The 17,901-nt window shown below is 61.1% G+C and carries 18 protein-coding genes; 6 read left to right on the top strand and 12 right to left on the bottom strand.

Annotation, left to right across the window (positions count from 1 at the left end; translation table 11 throughout):
* The first annotated feature begins 142 nt into the window (after positions 1 to 142).
* Positions 143 to 418 (top strand): hypothetical protein, encoded by a 276-nt coding sequence (locus ANTHELSMS3_RS16805; RefSeq protein ID WP_094035879.1) that lies wholly within the window; start codon positions 143 to 145, stop codon positions 416 to 418.
* 97 nt (positions 419 to 515) lie between these two features.
* On the opposite strand, the gene ANTHELSMS3_RS16800 is transcribed toward ANTHELSMS3_RS16805, so the two are convergent.
* A complete protein-coding gene (locus ANTHELSMS3_RS16800; RefSeq protein ID WP_094035878.1) occupies positions 516 to 2,336 on the bottom strand; it encodes an extracellular solute-binding protein in 1,821 nt (606 codons plus the stop codon).
* Between the two features lie 385 nt (positions 2,337 to 2,721).
* Between ANTHELSMS3_RS16800 and ANTHELSMS3_RS16795 the strand changes: the two genes are divergently transcribed.
* Both ANTHELSMS3_RS16795 and ANTHELSMS3_RS16790 read left to right on the top strand, forming a co-directional pair.
* Complete coding sequence (locus ANTHELSMS3_RS16795) at positions 2,722 to 3,495, top strand: 3-hydroxybutyrate dehydrogenase (protein WP_094035877.1); 774 nt, start codon at positions 2,722 to 2,724, stop codon at positions 3,493 to 3,495.
* An 83-nt stretch (positions 3,496 to 3,578) separates the two neighbouring features.
* Positions 3,579 to 4,619 carry a patatin-like phospholipase family protein gene (locus tag ANTHELSMS3_RS16790; protein ID WP_094035876.1) on the top strand — a complete coding sequence of 347 codons (1,041 nt, stop codon included), beginning with the start codon at positions 3,579 to 3,581 and terminating at the stop codon, positions 4,617 to 4,619.
* A gap of 96 nt (positions 4,620 to 4,715) precedes the next feature.
* On the opposite strand, the gene ANTHELSMS3_RS16785 is transcribed toward ANTHELSMS3_RS16790, so the two are convergent.
* From ANTHELSMS3_RS16785 to ANTHELSMS3_RS16770, 4 genes are all read right to left on the bottom strand, one after another.
* Positions 4,716 to 5,498 carry a DUF502 domain-containing protein gene (locus ANTHELSMS3_RS16785; RefSeq protein WP_094035875.1) on the bottom strand — a complete coding sequence of 261 codons (783 nt, stop codon included), beginning with the start codon at positions 5,496 to 5,498 and terminating at the stop codon, positions 4,716 to 4,718.
* A 78-nt stretch (positions 5,499 to 5,576) separates the two neighbouring features.
* Positions 5,577 to 6,491 (bottom strand): pseudouridine-5'-phosphate glycosidase, encoded by a 915-nt coding sequence (locus tag ANTHELSMS3_RS16780; RefSeq protein WP_094035874.1) that lies wholly within the window; start codon positions 6,489 to 6,491, stop codon positions 5,577 to 5,579.
* Complete coding sequence (locus ANTHELSMS3_RS16775) at positions 6,488 to 7,384, bottom strand: PfkB family carbohydrate kinase (protein WP_094035873.1); 897 nt, start codon at positions 7,382 to 7,384, stop codon at positions 6,488 to 6,490. The genes ANTHELSMS3_RS16780 and ANTHELSMS3_RS16775 overlap by 4 nt, the downstream gene beginning before the upstream one ends.
* A 52-nt stretch (positions 7,385 to 7,436) precedes the next feature.
* Complete coding sequence (locus ANTHELSMS3_RS16770) at positions 7,437 to 8,327, bottom strand: LysR substrate-binding domain-containing protein (protein WP_094035872.1); 891 nt, start codon at positions 8,325 to 8,327, stop codon at positions 7,437 to 7,439.
* Between the two features lie 101 nt (positions 8,328 to 8,428).
* Here ANTHELSMS3_RS16770 and ANTHELSMS3_RS16765 point away from each other — a divergent pair, with 101 nt between their 5' ends.
* On the top strand, positions 8,429 to 9,652 hold the full coding sequence (locus tag ANTHELSMS3_RS16765) for an acyl-CoA dehydrogenase (protein WP_094037195.1): 1,224 nt from the start codon (positions 8,429 to 8,431) through the stop codon (positions 9,650 to 9,652).
* Positions 9,653 to 9,688: 36 nt separating this feature from the next.
* Here the strand turns inward: ANTHELSMS3_RS16765 and ANTHELSMS3_RS16760 are convergent, their stop codons facing one another.
* The gene (locus ANTHELSMS3_RS16760; RefSeq protein WP_094035871.1) at positions 9,689 to 10,096 is read right to left on the bottom strand and encodes a hypothetical protein; all 408 of its coding nucleotides are present in this window, start codon (positions 10,094 to 10,096) and stop codon (positions 9,689 to 9,691) included.
* A 336-nt stretch (positions 10,097 to 10,432) separates the two neighbouring features.
* On the opposite strand from ANTHELSMS3_RS16760, the gene aroQ reads away from it, so the two are divergent.
* A complete protein-coding gene (gene aroQ, locus ANTHELSMS3_RS16755; RefSeq protein ID WP_094035870.1) occupies positions 10,433 to 10,876 on the top strand; it encodes a type II 3-dehydroquinate dehydratase in 444 nt (147 codons plus the stop codon).
* The gene (locus tag ANTHELSMS3_RS16750) at positions 10,873 to 11,637 is read left to right on the top strand and encodes a helix-turn-helix transcriptional regulator (RefSeq protein ID WP_094035869.1); all 765 of its coding nucleotides are present in this window, start codon (positions 10,873 to 10,875) and stop codon (positions 11,635 to 11,637) included. The genes aroQ and ANTHELSMS3_RS16750 overlap by 4 nt, the downstream gene beginning before the upstream one ends.
* 595 nt (positions 11,638 to 12,232) lie before the next feature.
* Here ANTHELSMS3_RS16750 and tsf read toward each other — a convergent pair.
* The 6 genes from tsf to pstB all read right to left on the bottom strand — a co-directional run bounded on the left by tsf (position 12,233) and on the right by pstB (position 17,889).
* Entirely contained in the window at positions 12,233 to 13,108 is an 876-nt protein-coding gene (gene tsf, locus ANTHELSMS3_RS16745) for a translation elongation factor Ts (RefSeq protein ID WP_094035868.1), read from the bottom strand.
* A 127-nt stretch (positions 13,109 to 13,235) separates the two neighbouring features.
* A complete protein-coding gene (gene rpsB, locus ANTHELSMS3_RS16740; RefSeq protein ID WP_094035867.1) occupies positions 13,236 to 14,012 on the bottom strand; it encodes a 30S ribosomal protein S2 in 777 nt (258 codons plus the stop codon).
* A gap of 184 nt (positions 14,013 to 14,196) precedes the next feature.
* Entirely contained in the window at positions 14,197 to 15,498 is a 1,302-nt protein-coding gene (locus tag ANTHELSMS3_RS16735) for a HupE/UreJ family protein (protein WP_094035866.1), read from the bottom strand.
* A 144-nt stretch (positions 15,499 to 15,642) separates the two neighbouring features.
* The gene (gene phoB, locus ANTHELSMS3_RS16730; protein ID WP_094035865.1) at positions 15,643 to 16,332 is read right to left on the bottom strand and encodes a phosphate regulon transcriptional regulator PhoB; all 690 of its coding nucleotides are present in this window, start codon (positions 16,330 to 16,332) and stop codon (positions 15,643 to 15,645) included.
* A 4-nt stretch (positions 16,333 to 16,336) separates the two neighbouring features.
* Positions 16,337 to 17,089 carry a phosphate signaling complex protein PhoU gene (gene phoU, locus ANTHELSMS3_RS16725; RefSeq protein WP_094035864.1) on the bottom strand — a complete coding sequence of 251 codons (753 nt, stop codon included), beginning with the start codon at positions 17,087 to 17,089 and terminating at the stop codon, positions 16,337 to 16,339.
* Positions 17,089 to 17,889, bottom strand: a complete 801-nt coding sequence (gene pstB, locus ANTHELSMS3_RS16720) for a phosphate ABC transporter ATP-binding protein PstB (protein WP_094035863.1) — start codon at positions 17,887 to 17,889, stop codon at positions 17,089 to 17,091. Before pstB ends, phoU begins: the two co-directional genes overlap by 1 nt.
* Positions 17,890 to 17,901 lie beyond the last annotated feature (12 nt).

Below are 17,901 nucleotides of genomic sequence, written 5' to 3'. Positions count from 1 at the left end.
AATCCATTTTAGGCGCCACGTTTTTGCCGCCTCCCGGCCACCAAAACGCAGCGCCGGTGGGACAGTTTGGCGACATCGCGCTGCCCCCCCCGCCGGCGGGCCGCGCTTCACAGCCCCATGGATCTTGCCAAGGAGACCTAACATGGCCCTCATGACTTTCGCCGCCGCTGCCATCGGCCTTGCGACAATCACCACAACCAAGCCCGATGTGCCCGAGACGCTGTTTCTGGCGCAGGCGCAGCCGTTCATCACCACCCAAGGCGTCGCTGGACCGCAGGGCGACTACATGACCACGCCCAAGGGCTGTACCTATCGGCGCACGCAGGCGCCGGGCCATCCTCCGCGCTGGATCATCGTGCAGAACCCGCATCACATCGGCAGGGCGTCTTCACCCAGTCACTGCAAGGCCATGCTTTAGGTTTGACCAACTGCGGACGAACACTACCATGAAAAAGCGCGCGGGGACTGCCCCCGCGCGCACATTCTTTCACGGTGGCCCGATCAAGAGGACAGGGTCACTTATCCTCCCACCACCAGACATCGGGCTGAAAGCCCAGCCAGTCGCCATAGATTGGCAATGTGTCGGGATAGGTCAGTTCCTTGGCATGGGCGATCCGGCTGACAGCGTATCTGTCCTGCACCGGGATCACATAGCGACCCGTGGTCAGAACCCGGTCCAGCGCACGGGTCGCAGCCAGAAATCCGTCGCGTGTTTCGGCCCCCAACAGCGCGTTAATCATCGCATCAACCGCCGGGCTTTTCACGCCCATCCAGTTCATCGATCCTTCTTGATCAGCTGAGTCGATCCCCCAATAGCCGAACTGCTCATTGCCGGGGCTTAGCGACATGCCGCGCCGATAGGCGGTCATCTGGAAATCGAACCGGGTGGTGCGCTCCTTGTACTGCGCGGGGTCGATCATATTCACCACGGCGGTGATGCCCATGCGTTCCAACGCGCGGATAAAGATCTCCGCCATCGTGACGTTCTCGCCCTGACCCTGTTGCAGCAGGATTTCAAAGACAAACGGCTCCCCTTCGGCGTTTTTCATAACGCCGTCCTGCACGGTCCAACCCGCCTCGGCCATCAGGTCGATCGCCTTGGCCAGGTTCTTGCGGTTGCGCGCGGTGCCGTCCGAGACGGGCAGGGTATACCCCTCCAGCGCGCCGGGCAGCAGGTCATCGGCGAAGGGAGTCAGTAGGTCTTTGACCAACCCCTCGGCCGGGCCTTCGCGCATCCCAAGCTGAGAGTTGCCGAAATACGAGGTGATGCGCGGCTGCGCGCCGCCGGTCAGCGTATCGTTGATGTATTCAAAGTTGAAGGCGTGGATCATCGCCTCACGCACACGCCAGTCCGCGAATTCAGGCTGCCGCATGTTCATCACAAAGCCGGTGATGCCCGTGGGGCGCTGGTGGCCAACTTCGGACAGCACAATGTCCCCGTTGCGCACGGCTGGGAAATCGTACTGCGTCTTCCACTTTTCGGCGTTGGTCTCGCGGATGGTGTTGATGATCCCGGATTTGAACGCCTCGAACAGGGCGGTGTCATCGGCAAAAAATTCCAGCCGGATGGTATCCAGATTGTCAGTGCCATTGCGGAACGGCAGATCCTTGCCCCAATAGTCAGGATTGCGGGTCAGTTCCACATAACGTCCAGCCTCATAATCGCCGATCACATAGGGCGCAGAGCTGATCGGCACCAGATCAAGGCTGGAGTTCTCAAAATCCAGCCCGTCCCACTGGGCCTTCTGCAGAATAGGACGCCAGCCGACGATCAGCGCCAGTTCCGGGTTGTCCACGTTAAAGGTAAAGCGGACAGAACGGTCGCCGGTCTGCTCCATGCTTTCGATCTGGCCCCAAAGTCCACGATAGCGCGGGTGCCCTTTGGTGCCCAATATCTCATACGACCACATCACATCCTCGACGGTCACCGGGGCACCGTCAGAAAAGCGCGCCTCGGGCCGCAGGGTAAATTCGACCCATTCCCGATTCGGGCCGGTCTCTATCGATTCGGCAAGAAGACCGTAAAGCGCAAAGGGTTCATCCCAATTCCGGCCCATCAGGCTTTCGTATGCCAAAGAGCGCAATTGCCATGGCGCGGTGCCTTTGAGGATCAGCGGATTGAGACTGTCGTAGCTGCCCAACTCACCCGTGACGATCTTGCCGCCGGTCGGCGCGTCCGGATTTGCGTAGGGGAGCGACACAAAATCCGGTGGAAGCTGCGGCGCCCCATACATAGCTATGCCATGCTGAGGTTCAGCCCATAGGCTGGATGCGGACAGAATCGCCCCGACCGCGACGATTTTTGCGGTCAGATTTTGGAAAGAAATTTTGTACATTTTGGTAACGATCCCTGTCTGCCCTTGTTTTCTTGAAGCCGAGCGTACCGGTGCTTTTACGCCTTTTCAAACTTTTAGCTTGGACTCAAAGTTCGAAACGCTTATAACAAGGGCACTGCTCGATAGGTTTCTTGCCTGTATGAAACCTGCCTCAATGACTGAACCCCGGCCTTGTGCCGGGGTCTTTTTTTGCCCTGACGCTTGGCTCCGATTACAGGCAAACGCGCCCGTCGACAGCTTTCTTTGATCAACCACAGACCACGTCCGCGACAACCCGCCGACACGCGGTGTCATTTGTGTCGGCGCATCGTGATTGAACGGGTGCATACCGTCACAGGCGGGCCTATGCTGCGCATGCAAACACAACAGACATCAGGGGGCACACATGTCGCTTCAGGGAAAAACCGCCGTCATCACCGGATCGAATTCTGGCATCGGTCTGGGCATCGCGCATGAGATGGCTAGGGCGGGCGCTTCGGTGGTGATCAACTCGTTCACTGACCGGGACGAGGATCACGACCTTGCCAAAAGCATCGCGCAGGAACACGGCGTCGATGTGCGGTACATTCAAGCAGACATGTCCAAGGGCGATGAGGCCCGCGCGCTGATCGAAAAGGCCGGTGCTTGTGACATCCTGATCAACAACGCCGGCATTCAGCATGTCGCGCCAATTGACGAATTCCCTATCGCCAAATGGGATGCCATCATCGCCATCAACCTGAACTCAGCGTTTCACACAACCGCCGCCGCGCTGCCAATGATGCGCAAAGCGGGTTGGGGCCGGGTGGTCAACATCGCCTCGGCGCACGGGTTGACCGCATCGCCGTACAAGAGCGCCTATATCGCCGCTAAACACGGCATCGTCGGCATGACCAAAGCGGTGGCTCTGGAAACGGCGGAGGAACCGATCACCGCCAATGCGATCTGTCCGGGCTATGTGCTGACGCCGTTGGTCGAGGCGCAGATCCCCGACACCATGAAAGAGTACGGCATGGACCGCGAAACAGTGATCCGCGAAGTCATGCTGAAACGCCAACCGTCCAAAGAATTCGCCACGGTCGCGCAGATGGGGGGCACCGCGGTGTTCCTGTGTTCCGACGCAGCCGCCCAGATCACCGGCACCACGATCAGCGTGGATGGCGGCTGGACCGCTTTGTGATCTGATCGGGGCAGGGGGCGGTGACGACCCCGCCGCCTGTTCTGGCCGGTCTTTCGACCCAACCAAACGATGGAGCGTATGAGATGGCCAAGCCGGTGCGGATCAACCTTGCCCTACAGGGCGGCGGCGCGCATGGCGCCTTTACCTGGGGTGTGCTGGACCGGCTGCTGGAAGAGCCAGAGATCGAGATTGCCGCCATTTCCGGCACCTCTGCGGGCGCGCTGAATGGCGCTGCGGTCAAGGCTGGCATGCTGAGCGGCGGCACGGAGGCCGCCAAGGATAACTTGGATTGGGTCTGGGAGCAGATCGGCGCACTCAAGGACGAGGCATTTCCGGAATGGATTCAGGCCTGGCTGCCGCAACCCGAATTTATCAGCAAGAGCCTGGAGTATTCGCTGCCCTACAGCCTTGGGGATGCGATGACGCGGATGATTTCACCCTACGCTTGGGGCCCACTGTATCAAAACCCGCTGGAACGGATCGTCGAGAGGCTGGATTTCGGCAAGGTCTGCGCCCATAGCGAGCCAGAGTTTTTTGTCTGCGCCACTCAGGTCCGTGACGGAAAGATCCGGGTGTTCAAGGGCGCAGAGATCACCACGCAGGCCATCCTTGCCTCTGCCTGTCTGCCGACGATGTTTCAGGCGGTCGAGATGAAAGACCCGCTGAATGGCAATATCGAACCGTTCTGGGACGGCGGCTATACCGGCAATCCGGCGTTGTTTCCGTTCTTTGAGCCACATCTGCCCGATGATGTGGTGGTGGTGAACATCAACCCGCTCTTGCGGGACAAGACCCCTGTCAGCCCGCCGGAGATTCAGAACCGGATCAATGAGATCAGCTTTAACTCGGCGTTGCTGCGGGATCTGCGGGCGATTGAATTTGTGCAGCGGCTGCTGCACAGCGGGGCCTTGCAAGAGGGCAGCATGAAGGACGTGCGTGTCCATATGATCGGGGATGATGCGCTGATGAATTCACTGTCGGTGGCGACCAAATCGGTGCCGGTGCCCACGGTGCTCGCCCAACTGAAGGCCGCCGGGCGGCGGGCGGCGGGGACGTTTCTGGAGCATCACCTGAGCGATTTGGGGGCGCGTCAGACGGCGGACCTGCGGGCGATGTTCGGCTGAGGCTTGTCCCCTTGTCCACGCGTGGACAGATGGCGGACCTAATAGAATCAAAGGCTTGCAGAGACGAATTTACAAAGCGTTAGGAAATACGCCCGCTCAGGACGCTTGGCGGAACTGTGCCTCTAGCGCCTGTTTGGCGTCCTGCCCGTTGGGATAGACAAGCCCCGCAGAGATCACCAGTTTGGCCGCGTCCTCCAAAGACATCTCCAGTTCGATCACATCTTCCTTGGGTAAAAACAGTAGAAAGCCCGAGGTCGGGTTAGGCGTGGTCGGTATGAAGATCGACATCAGCTCCCCCTCTGGCAGTACCTTTTTCGCCACCTCGCCCTTGGCCTGGGTCGAGATGAACCCGATGACCCAGATTCCGGTACGCGGGTATTCGATCAGGCAGGCCTTTTCAAAGCTGCGCTCACTTTGCGCAAAGATCGTTTCGGCCAGCTGTTTGAGCCCGGAATAGATCGACCGCACCACCGGGGTGCGCTGCACAAGGCTTTCGGCGAACGAAATCATCGACCGGCCAATCAACCCTTTGGCGATCCAGCCGACCAGCACGGTGAAGATGAGGAACACCACAACGCCAAGACCGCGCACGTTGACCTCGATCCGGCCATCGTTGTCGCGGTCGAGAAGATCGAAAATCCACGGCACGCGCGGCCCGTCGGGCCCCGACATCCAGCGATTGAGCAGCGCGTTGGGCTGATAGGCATCCGGCACGAAGGGCCAGACAAATCCGTCCACCCAGCCCACAACCGTCCAGATCAGCCAGACGGTCAGGCCGACCGGCGCGATCACGACAATCCCGGTCAGGAAAGAGTTGCGCAGCCGCGTCAGCAGCCCCGATCGTTTCGGAGAATTAGTCGAGTCAAATGGTGTTGTCATTGTTGGTCCCGGCACGAACCTCTTCAAGGTAGGTGGATCGCGCGCGCTCTACAATGGGCGGATGCGTAAACCTGATGATCAGACGGGCAGGGCGCTCAATTCCTGCGCAATTGCCGCACCCAGCCGGGCATTGTTCAGCACCAAAGCGATGTTCGCTTCGAGTGAACGTCCGTCGGACAGTTCGTAAATCCGCTGCAACAGGTAGGGCGTCAGATCCTTGCCAGAGATTCCGTGGGTGTCCGCATCGCGAGTCGCCTCGGCGATGATCGGCGCAAGCGTGGCGCGGGGAATCTCGGACTCGACCGGAATCGGGTTGGCGATCAACTGGCCGCCGGGCAGGCCAAGCCGCGCGCGCATCCGATGCGCCTGTGCAATCTGCAAGGCCGTGTCGGCGCGCAGCGGCGCGCGCAAGCCCGCCTCACGCGACCAAAAGGCCGGCAGTTGGTCCTGCCCGTAGGCCATGACCGGCACGCCCAGCGTTTCCAGCACTTCCAGTGTCTTGGGCAGATCGAGGATGGCCTTGGCCCCGGCGGCCACCACCGTCACTTCGGTCTGTGCCAGTTCCTGAAGGTCGGCGGAGATGTCAAAGGAGTTTTCGGCACCGCGATGCACACCGCCGATGCCGCCGGTGGCGAATACCTCTATCCCGGCCAATCGCGCCGCGATCATCGTGGCGGCGACGGTCGTCGACCCGGTGCCGCCGCGGGCCATGCAAACCGCCATGTCGGCGCGCGACAGCTTGGCCACCTGACGGGCCTGAGCCAGTTGTTCCAACTGATCATCTTCGAGCCCGATGCGCAGTTCACCGTCCATCACCGCGATGGTCGCCGGGGTGGCCCCGGCCTCGCGGATTGTCGCCTCGACCCTCCGGGCCACTTCGAGGTTCTGCGGCCAAGGCATTCCGTGGGTCACGATGGTGCTTTCCAGCGCGACAACGGGGTGGCCTGCGTCAAGCGCCTTGGCGACGGCGGCAGAGCGGGTGAACTGGGTCATTGGGAAACATCTCCGGAAACATAGGTGGCGGCGGCGTCCAGCGCGCGGCGCAGGGCCTCCGGGCGGTCATGCCCGGCGCGTTCGGCGGCGATATGCGCCGCCATGAAGGTATCGCCCGCCCCGGTGATGCGAGTCACGGTGACGGCGGGCGGTGTGCGTGTCACGGTCTGGTGGGCGCAGGTGTCACAGCAGGTGTTGCCGCCGTGGGTGACCACCGCACGCACAGCCCCCTGTGCCACAAGGGCGGCGGCGGCCTGTGCGGCGTTGGTGAACGGCTCTGCGCAGAGCAGGCAGGCCTCTTCGAGGTTGACATACAGCGTGCCGCGCCCGGCGCGCAGAAACGCCTGAAGCCGCGTCGCCTTGCCCGGACTGGCAGGTGCGATCCGCAGATCGGCCTGCGCAAAGGCGGGATGGGCGGCGATATCCGACAGCAGCCCCTCTGTCAGGTTGCCGTCGAGCGCGATCAGCCCCGTGTAGGGCCGGTCGACCGTGCCCAGCGGGCCGTCGATCAGCGGCGCAAGGATGCGGATACCGGCCGCCTCCAGCGAGTGGGCGTCGGCGATGGCGGCGACCAGACCGCCGGGTGCCTCGATCGCCATATAGCGGTCGGTCGGCAGATCGTCGGCAAAGGTCAGATGCGTGGTGTCCAGTCCAAGTTGGCGGCATTGCTGCGCCAGTTCCGCGCCCTCGGCGTCGCGGCCCACCACAGACAGCAGCGCAGGCCGCAGTCCCAGTCCTGCCAGCGTCATCGCGATGTTCAGCGCCACACCGCCGGGCACGCGGGAGATGCGCCCCGGTTTGTCATTGCCGGGCACCATCGGGTCCGGGCAACGGCCGATCACGTCCCAGAGGACGGAACCGATGCAAAGAATATCCGGATCATGTGCAGTCATACCCGGAGGTATTGGCCCGAAGGGCAGGGCGGTGCAACCCGCATTGGGGTTGTCATCGCGGCAACAGGTCGTCTTCGTCGGCGCACAGGGCCAGCCAGTCGCGAAAGTCGCGCAACGCGGGCGGCATGCCACGGTCGGCGGGCCAGACAAGGTAATAGGCCCCTAGGCTGACCGGCGCGGCGTGGTGCGCGGGCCGCAAGGTGCCCGCCGCGCGTTCCTGCGTGCTAAGGTAGTCGGGCAGCAGCGCCACGCCCAAACCGTGCAGCGCCGCCTGCAGGATGGCGGTGAACTGGTCAAAACTGGCCCCGGGCAGCGGTCCGGGGGGCAAACCCTGTGCGACAAACCAACCGGCCCAAGCCTCTGGCCGGGTCTGGATGTGCAACAGCGGCAGGCGGCGCAGCGCGTCCAGTGTGACCGGGCCGTCGGGCAACAGCGCGGGCGCGGCCAGCGGTTGCACGGTCTCTGTCATCAGCCGCAGGTGATGCGTGTCGGGCCAGTCCGGCGTTCCGAAATGTAGCGCCGCATCAAATGGTTCCAAGGCAAAGCTAAAGGGGCGCAGCCGGGTGGTCATGTTCACGGTCACCTCCGGATGGCGGCGGGTGAAATCCGGCAGGCGCGGCACCAGCCACCGCATGCCAAAGCTGGGCAGGATCGCAAGGTTGAGCGCGCCGCCGGTTGGGTCCATGCGCAGCGCCATCGCCGCCTGTGTCAGTTGGTGCAGCGACTCACGCACGGTTTCGGCAAAAACGCGCGCCTGAGGTGTCAGCCGCAAGGCCCTGTTTCCACGCAGGAAAAGCGATGCGCCCAGTTGCTCCTCAAGGGTTTTGAGTTGCCGCGACACGGCGCTTTGCGTCAGGTTCAACTCCTGCGCGACGGCGGTGGCACTGCCCAGACGGTCCAGTGCCTCTAGCGCGCGCAAGGCGGGCAGGGACGGCAGATGCATTCCGATTCCTCATGTATTCCTGCGATAATGTCGTTTTTTCATTCCACATGCGCAAGCTATACTGCGCGCAACACGCACATCAGGAGCCCGCCATGAATGAGATGACCGACCCCAAACCGACGCTGAAACCCAAGGACGCGCCGGATCTGGCCGGGTTCGACTGGCAAGACCCGTTTCGCCTGACGGATCAGTTGTCCGATGAAGAGCGGATGCTGGCCGAGGGCGCGCGCAGCTTTGCGCAGGAAAAATTGGCGCCGCGCATCATTGATGCGTTCGCACAGGAAACCGTCGATCCCGGCATCTTTGCCGAGATGGGGGGAATGGGCCTGCTGGGGATCACCGTGCCCGAGGAATACGGCGGGCTTGGCAGTTCCTACGTGTCTTACGGTCTTGTCGCGCGTGAGATCGAACGGGTGGATTCCGGTTATCGGTCGATGATGTCGGTGCAGTCCAGCCTCGTGATGTATCCGATCTATGCCTACGGGTCCGAGGAACAGCGCAAGAAATACCTGCCGAAACTGGCCAGCGGGGAGTGGATCGGCTGTTTCGGCCTGACCGAACCGGACGCAGGCAGCGACCCAGGCAGCATGAAAACCCGTGCCGAAAAGATCGAGGGCGGCTATCGTCTGACCGGCTCCAAGATGTGGATTTCCAACAGCCCCATCGCGGATGTCTTTGTGATCTGGGCCAAATCCGACGCCCATGACGGCAAGATCCGCGGCTTTGTGCTGGAGAAAGGCAGCAAAGGCCTGTCAGCGCCCAAGGTCGGCAACAAACTCAGCCTGCGCGCCTCTGTCACCGGCGAAGTGGTGCTGGAGGGCGTCGAGGTTGGCGAAGAGGCGTTATTGCCGCATGTTCAAGGGCTTAAAGGGCCATTTGGATGTCTCAACCGTGCCCGGTACGGCATCAGCTGGGGTGCTCTGGGGGCGGCGGAGTTCTGCTGGCACGCGGCGCGGCAATACGGTCTGGACCGCAAGCAATTCGGCAAGCCGCTGGCGCAGACGCAACTGTTCCAGAAGAAACTGGCCGACATGCAGACCGAAATCGCGCTGGGGCTGCAAGGGTGTCTGCGGCTGGGTCGTTTGATGGATGAGGCCAAGGCCGCGCCCGAAATGATCTCAATCCTGAAGCGCAACAACTGCGGCAAGGCCTTGGACATCGCGCGGATGGCGCGGGACATGCATGGCGGCAACGGCATCTCGGGCGAATTCCAGGTCATCCGCCACATGATGAACCTTGAGACGGTGAACACCTACGAGGGCACCCATGATGTCCACGCCCTGATACTGGGCCGCGCGCAGACCGGCCTGCAGGCGTTTTTCTAGACGCCTATCAATGAGTTACAGCGCACGGCGCAATGGTTACTTGAAACGATCGGGGATCTCGATCGGGGACAGGATCAGCGCCGTGCGGCCATCGGTGTAATAGGCCTGTGTCTTGCCGTCGCCAATGTCCTCTAGCGTAAAGCAGTTCTCACTGTTGTCGCGGAAGTTCAGATACCGGGTGCAATAGGTGTTGTTCTCGATCCGGTAGCTGCCGGGCTCATCCTTGGGCGTGGTGCCGTCCGGACCGGCCATCCAGAGGGTAGAGGTGCCATCCGCATGGTAGACCACGCTGGCGACAGGCTCATTGGTTTCGGGATTGATGCCCTGATACGCCTTTCCAGTGATATAGTCAGCCATTGCCGCTGCGTCGATCATGTCCTGGGCCACGGCGGGTTGGGCCAGACCAAACGCAAGGGTGGCAGCGGCGATGAAACGAAGTGTCATTTAATTCTCCCGTTAGAGTTGTTTCGTGCGCAGTTTGACGTCAATGGAGCCAGACGCAAGCGCTGATCACAGGTCTGATGGGACGAGGGTAAACCGCCATCTGCAATTCCTATAATCAGTATTATGTAATTATAGGGCGCATCCAAAGTACGTCAGGCACGCCCTAGACCGGTCTATTGGTATGGCGACGCCACCATGTTGAAAACTCGCGGTACACCCCCGGAAATTCGCGTCCCCCGCGCAACGATTGATGGCAAATCACCAACCGCTGCTGTGGGACGCTGGACAGCGTAGCGCGGCGCCCTTTACCAACCGGCCAAAGCACCGGAGACGCGCATGACCTCTATCCTTGTACTCAATGGCCCCAATCTCAATCTTTTGGGGACACGCCAGCCGGAGATCTATGGCCACACGACCCTCGCCGATGTCGAGGAGATGTGTGTGGCGCACGGCAAGACGCACGGGATTGACGTCACCTGCGCACAGTCCAACCACGAGGGCGCGCTTGTCACCCACATCCACGAGGCGCGCGGCAAACATGCCGGGATCGTGCTGAACGCCGGGGCCTATACGCACACCTCTATTGCGTTGATGGATGCGATCAAGGGCACCGAAATGCCCACCGTGGAAATGCACCTTTCAAACGTCCACGCGCGGGAGAGTTTCCGCCACACGTCATTTATTGCGCCGGTCGCCATCGGCGTCATAGCGGGATTTGGCGTAAACAGCTATAAGTTGGCCATAGACGCCTTGTTGGGCTTTCTGGAGACGCGGCCATGACCCCCGAGCTGAGAGATTACCTGATCGACGTGACCAACGCCCACGACGTGCAGGAACTTTGGGAAATGCACTGCGCGCAGATGGACAGCTATGGGTTTGACCGGCTGATCTATGGGTTCACGCGCTTCATGACGGCGACGAGTTTTGGCGATCCGAATGACTTTATCGTACTGACCAACCATAGCCCCGCCTACCGCAAGGGTTTTGTCGAAGACGGTCTGTACCGCTACGCGCCGATGGTCCGCTGGGCGCTGGAGAACGAGGGTCATAGCAGCTGGCGCGCGATGGTCGAGCAGATCAACAAGGGCACGCTGGACGAGAAAGCGGCCAAGGTGGTGGCCTTCAACCTGCAGCACAAGGTCCACGCGGGTTATACCATCAGCTTTCAGTCGGTGTCACATCGCGCCAAAGGGGCGATTTCGCTGACCACGCGCCCCGAGCTGAACCAGGACGAGGCTGATGCTATCTGGGCAAAGCATGGCCAGGATATCATTCTGCTGAACAATCTGGTGCATCTCAAGATCATGACCTTGCCGCTGCCGCTGGCGGGTCAGAACCTGACACCACGCCAGCGCGAGGCGTTGGAATGGGTTGGTGACGGCAAGACGATGCAAGACATTGCAACGATCATGGGCCTGACACAGGCCACGATTGAGAAGCATCTGCGCCTCGCCCGTGAAACGCTAAATGTGGAAACCACAGCGCAGGCCGTGGCCAAAGCGGCGTTTCACAACCAAATGTACATTCTGGCTGCACAATGAAAAAAATGTACATGTTGGCTGCACAACAAAATAACAGCCTAGCCAAGACCTTGATGTCAAAGGGAAACCATCCGTCGATTCACTTAAAATTTGCGTGAGTCCGGGCATTTTACCCTTCAGTCAGGAAATCCGTACTTCCTTTACGAAAAGTAAATTGCGATTGTTCCCTTGTTCCGTGAGTGGTGGCTTTGGCCATGGAGCAAAGGAACCGCAACCCGCTAATTTCCGGGCCCTGCGGTGCCTTCCGGTGTTTGCCGGACGCTGGTTCGACGGCGTAATTATCGCGTCCGTCGGCCAGCACTCTTTCGGGGTCCCTGGATCTCATCCCCAATGTCTCACTGGGGGCCCCGAATCCTATCCTCAGTTTTCTCCGTGCGCCCTGCCCTGATAATCGCGGTACGCCATCTCTTACTACCATGCGGAGCCTTGGCCGTTCCGGCAAGGCAAGTCTGTCGGGGACGCCCGTTCCGGCGGTGGTTCGCTCAAAGACGTTGCATTTGGTGCCGCCAAACGCAAAAAAGACGCCCCGAACTGCGTTCGGGGCGTTGATGATGGTGCGTTCAGGCCCGATCAGCCCAAAGGATCAACTCAGAGATCAGCCCTGAGCGGCCTTGGCCACTTCGGCGGCAAAGTCCTCTTGGACTTTTTCGATGCCTTCGCCAACCTGCATCCGCACAAAGCCGACAACCTCAGCGCCCGCGTCCTTGGCGGCCTGCTCGACGGTCTTGTCGGTGTCCAGCGCGAACTGTTGGCCCAGCAGAGTCACCTCAGCCATGAACTTCTTCATGCGGCCAACGATCATCTTTTCGATCACGGCGTCGGGCTTGCCCGATTCCTTGGCGATGTCGATCTGGATCTGCTTTTCCTTCTCGACCACGGACGGATCGAGCGAGGATTCGTTCAGCGCAGCGGGGTTCATGGCGGCGATGTGCATGCCAACCTGCTTGCCGAACTCTTCGGTGCCGCCCTTCAGCGCAACCAGAACACCGATCTGGCCCATGCCGTCGGTCGCCGCGTTGTGGACATAGGCCGCAACAACGTCACCTTCGACCGTTGCCATACGGCGCAGCGACATGTTCTCGCCGATGGTGGCGATCTTGTCGGTGATCACGTCGGCCACGGGTTTGCCACCCATGTCGGCGGTCTTGAGCGCCTCAACGTCCGAAACACCCAGCGCGGCTTTGGCAATCCCGCCAACCATCTTCTGGAAGTCGGCGTTCTTGGCGACGAAGTCGGTTTCCGAGTTGACCTCGACGGCCACACCCTTGCCACCGGCAACCTCGACGGCCACAAGGCCCTCGGCTGCGGTACGACCGGATTTCTTGGCGGCCTTGGCCAGACCTTTGGTGCGGAGCCAATCAATGGCCGCTTCCATGTCGCCGTCGGTTTCCACCAGCGCTTTTTTGGCATCCATCATGCCCGCGCCAGTCATTTCGCGCAGTTCTTTCACCTGTGCAGCAGTGATCGCCATGGTTTGGCTCTCCTCATCGTCTCATTGCAGGAGGTCGGGTGGCCGCCGCGGATCTGAAACCCGCAGCTTTGGCCACCCCTCATGTCATGGGCATGTATCGCTTTTGCGACACCGCCCGCGAAGGCAATCAGCCTTCGGCTTTTTCACCAGCTTCGACCAGCGTCTCTTCGACGGGCGCATCTTCAAGCGCGCCAAGGTCGATGCCGGCGGCTTCCATCTGGCCGGTCATCCCGTCCAGAGCAGCGCGGCTGACCAGATCGCAGTACAGCGCAATGGCGCGGGCCGCGTCGTCGTTGCCGGGGATGATGTAGTCGATGCCAGCGGGCGAGCAGTTGGTGTCGACGATGGCGACAACCGGGATGCCCAGCTTGTTCGCTTCGGCCACGGCCAGTGCTTCTTTCTTGACGTCGATGACGAACAGCATGTCCGGCACGCCGCCCATCTCACGGATACCGCCCAGCGATGCCTGAAGCTTTGTCTGGTCGCGTTCCATGCCAAGACGCTCTTTCTTGGTCAGGCCCTCGGCGCCGTTTTCCATCTTTTCGTCGATTTCCCGCAGGCGGTTGATCGACTTGGAAACGGTCTGCCAGTTGGTGAGCGTGCCGCCCAGCCAACGGTGGTTCATGTAATACTGTGCGCATTTTTCAGCGGCTTCGGCGATCGGCTGTGCGGCCTGACGCTTGGTGCCGACAAACAGCACGCGGCCGTTTTTGGCAACGCAGTCACGGATCGCGTTCAGCGCCGCGTCCAGCATCGGAACGGTCTGCGTCAGGTCCATGATGTGGATGCCGTTGCGCGCGCCGTAGATGAACTCGCCCATGCGGGGATTCCAGCGCTGCGTCTGGTGGCCAAAGTGAACGCCAGCTTCGAGCAGCTGACGCATGTTGAACTCGGGAAGAGCCATGCTTCTATCCTTTCCGGTTTATGCCTTGGCGGGGGATCAAGGCGGATGCCTCAACCGGTGGACGTTTGGGGATGTCTCCCCCAAAGTGCCCGCCCCCGCCTGCGGAGTACGTGGAGCGGCCTTTACAGCAGGTCCGGGCAGGGTGCAAGCCCCCTGCCCCGCGATGCCGCCCGCACGGGTCGTTTCACAGGAAAACGCGTTCGACGAACCAATATGCGCCGACACAGGCAATGGCCAGCGAGGCTGGCACAGCGACGAAATGGCGATAGGCCCGCACGTCGCTGACAAAGGTCGCCGAAAGCAGGCACAGCACGCTGAGCCCGGCCAATGGCCACAGGAACACCGGCGCGCCAGCACCCATCGTTTCGGTAAAGCCCGGCCCATTCAGAACAAAACCAAGCGCCACGAACCCCAACGCAAGGATTCCGTAGACCACTTGCCCGGTGCGCAGATCGGTGCGCCCGGCGTCCACCCGCTGCGCAAGGAACACCAACAGGAACGCGATGGCAATTACCGTCAACTGGCCCAATTCCACACCGACGTTGAACCCGATCAGCGCCGGGATGAACTGATCCGCAGGCAGACCGAACTCTCCCAGAACGCTTGCAAAGCCCAGTCCGTGCAACAGGCCAAAGACAAAGATGACCAGCGGTCGCCAGCGGTGCAGTTTGTCAGAGACGATGTTTTCGACTGCGACATAGACGATAGAGGCGGCGATGATCGGCTCGACGATATTGCCGGGGATGTTGACATACCCCAGCGCCCCAAGGGCCAGAGTCACCGTATGCGCCAGCGTAAACGCCGAGATCTGCCAAAGCAGCGGGCCCATCCGCGTGGAAAGAAAGAACAGCCCCAGCACAAACAGGATATGATCCAGTCCCATGGGCAAGATGTGCTCAAACCCGACCGGGATGTAGTAGTTGAAGGTGCCCAGACCGGACATGGCGTCGCCGCCCCCAATGGCGATGGGATCAGAGGTGCCGCCGGTCAGATAGCCGGTAAAGCCGTCCTCCACATCTATTTGCCGCAGGATCAGCGTGCCGTATTCTGACGGCCAGGTGACGGTCAGAACCTGTGCGCCCCCCGGCAGATCGCCTGACAGGAACACCCTCGATTCGCGTGGCAGATCGACCTGTGGCACGTCGTCGACCTGAATGTCCGTCACCGTCAGGGGCACGTCGGTGCCATCCGCCGCAACGGCGATCTGGTCCAGCACGCCGCCCATGGCGGATTCGATCTGGGCCTTCAGCGCGTCAGGGTCTTGGGCACGCAGTCGGTCCACCACATCGGCGCGGTCGGTGTCGTTGGTGTCCTCGACCCCTTCCAGATCGACGCCGGCCAGAACCGGCTCCATGCTCAGGCGCAGGACCAGCGCCACGCCGTCCTCGCCGGTAGACAGATCGCCGATGGCGGGACGCACCTCATGCGCCGAGGCGGCGGTGACGGATATAACCAAGGCAAAGAACGCGGCAAGAAAACGAAACATGAGACCCCCGTGAGCACAATTTCGGAACAAAATGACGCAGTCGCGGCAGAGTTCAAGCAAATGCAGTTCCAACCGGACGAAAAACGAAAAAAAGGCCGGACCGTTGTGCAACGGTCCGGCCTTTGTCAGGCACTTAGGGCACTGTCAGCCAAGCGCGTAGCCCGCGCCCCGCACCGTGCGCAGTGGATCACCGCCGCCATGCTGGCACAACGCCTTGCGCAGCCGCCCGATATGGACGTCAACGGTGCGCGTGTCGACATAGATGTCGCGCCCCCAGACCCGGTCCAACAGTTGCTCGCGCGACCAGACCCGGCCCGGCTTTTCCATAAAGGTGGTCAGCAGGCGAAATTCGGTCGGACCCAGCTTGAGCGACTTGTCGTTGCGCGTGACGCGGTGGGTTTCGGAATCGAGCATGATGTCCTGATACTCCAGCCGCAGACCCGCCGCCGCAGGGCGGGTGCGGCGCAGTTGCGCGCGCACGCGCGCCATCAATTCGATCACCGAATAGGGTTTGACCACATAGTCATCCGCCCCGGTTTCCAACCCACGCACCCGGTCCACCTCTTCCGAGCGGGCCGAGAGCATGATGATCGGCACGTTGCGTGTATCGGGGCGGGTCTTGATCTGGCGGCACACCTCGATCCCGGACACATTGGGCAACATCCAGTCCAACACGATGATGTCCGGGTTTTCCTCGTCGAGCAGGATCAACGCCTCTTCGCCGTTTTCGGCGCGCGCAACGCGGAACCCCTCTGCTTCGAGGTTGTAGGTCAGGACCTCACGCTGGGCGGCTTCGTCCTCGACCACCAGAACTGTCGGCTGATCTGCGGCCATCGGTTCAATCCTCACTGTCCTCGTCGCCGTCCAGCCCTTCCATGGACAGGCGGGGGTCGGTCGAGGTGCGGTCATCCTTGATGCGAATGTCGTCCGGCTTGCGCCCCGATGTCAGGAACACGACCTGTTCGGCAATCGACGTCACATGATCGCCCATGCGTTCGATGTTCTTGGCGATGAAGTGCAGATGCATGCAGGCCGTGATGTTGCGCGGGTCTTCCAGCATGAAGGTCAGAAACTCGCGGAACAGCGTGTTGTACATCTGATCGACGTCACGGTCGCGTTCGATCACGTCCAGCGCCAGCGCCTCGTCGCGCTGGATATAGGCGTCCAGCGCGTCCTTGAGCATCAGTTCGACATCGCGCGCCATCCGGCGTAGCGACTGCGTCGTGCCGCCGATGGGCTGCATCTGTACCAGCACGGTCGTGCGCTTGGCCATGTTCTTGGACAGATCGCCGATCCGTTCCAGATTGGCCGACATGCGCATGACCGACAGGACGATCCGCAGGTCCGACGCGGTGGGCGCGCGCAGAGCGATCACGCGGGCCGCCTCTTCGTTGAGGCTTTCCTCCAGCGCGTCGATGGCCGCATCGCCGGTGCGCACCTGATTGGCCAGCTCTTCGTCGCGGGTTTCCAGCGACTTGGCCGCGTTCACGATGGCAGCCTCGGCAAGGCCACCCATCTTCATGATCTTGGCTTGTATGCCTTCAAGATCACGATCAAACGCGCTTGCGATATGTTGGTTGAGCTCTTTCATTATCCGATCCGCCCTGTGATGTAGCTTTCGGTCCGGCTGTCGACCGGATTTGTAAAGATCTTGCCGGTGTCGCCGTATTCCACCAGATGGCCAAGGTGAAAGAACGCCGTCTTCTGGCTGACGCGCGCGGCCTGTTGCATCGAGTGTGTCACGATGACCACCGAATACTCTTGCCGCAGTTCGTCAATCAGTTCCTCAACCTGGCTGGTGGCGATGGGGTCCAGCGCTGAACAGGGTTCGTCCATCAAAAGAACCTCGGGTTCGGTCGCCACGGCGCGCGCGATGCACAGGCGCTGTTGCTGACCACCCGACAGGCCAGTGCCCGGCCCGTCCAGCCGGTCCTTGACCTCTTCCCAGATCGCCGCGCGGCGCAGTGAGCGCTCGACGATCACGTCCAGATCGGCCTTGTTCTTGGCCAGACCGTGGATACGCGGGCCATAAGCAACATTGTCATAGATCGACTTGGGAAACGGGTTCGGTTTCTGGAACACCATGCCGACCTTGGCGCGCAATTGAACCGGGTCGACGCGCTTGTCATAGATGTCCTGACCATCGATCGTGATGTCGCCTTCGATGCGGCAAATGTCGATGCTGTCGTTCATCCGGTTCAAGCAGCGCAAAAAGGTGGATTTGCCACAACCCGATGGACCGATAAAGGCGGTCACGGTCTTGTCCTGGATCTCGCAGTCCACGTCTTTGATGGCATGGTTGGTGCCGTAATAGACCTGCACCTTGCGGGCGCTGATCTTGATGTCCTGCTGCTCCACGTTGCTCTCCATATTCGTCGGTACGTCGTACATTTTCTTGCTTTC

Source organism: Antarctobacter heliothermus, assembly GCF_002237555.1.
GTDB lineage: Bacteria > Pseudomonadota > Alphaproteobacteria > Rhodobacterales > Rhodobacteraceae > Antarctobacter > Antarctobacter heliothermus_B.
The sequence above is the reverse complement of the archived record's forward strand: the minus strand, read 5'-3'. Positions and strand labels throughout refer to the sequence as shown.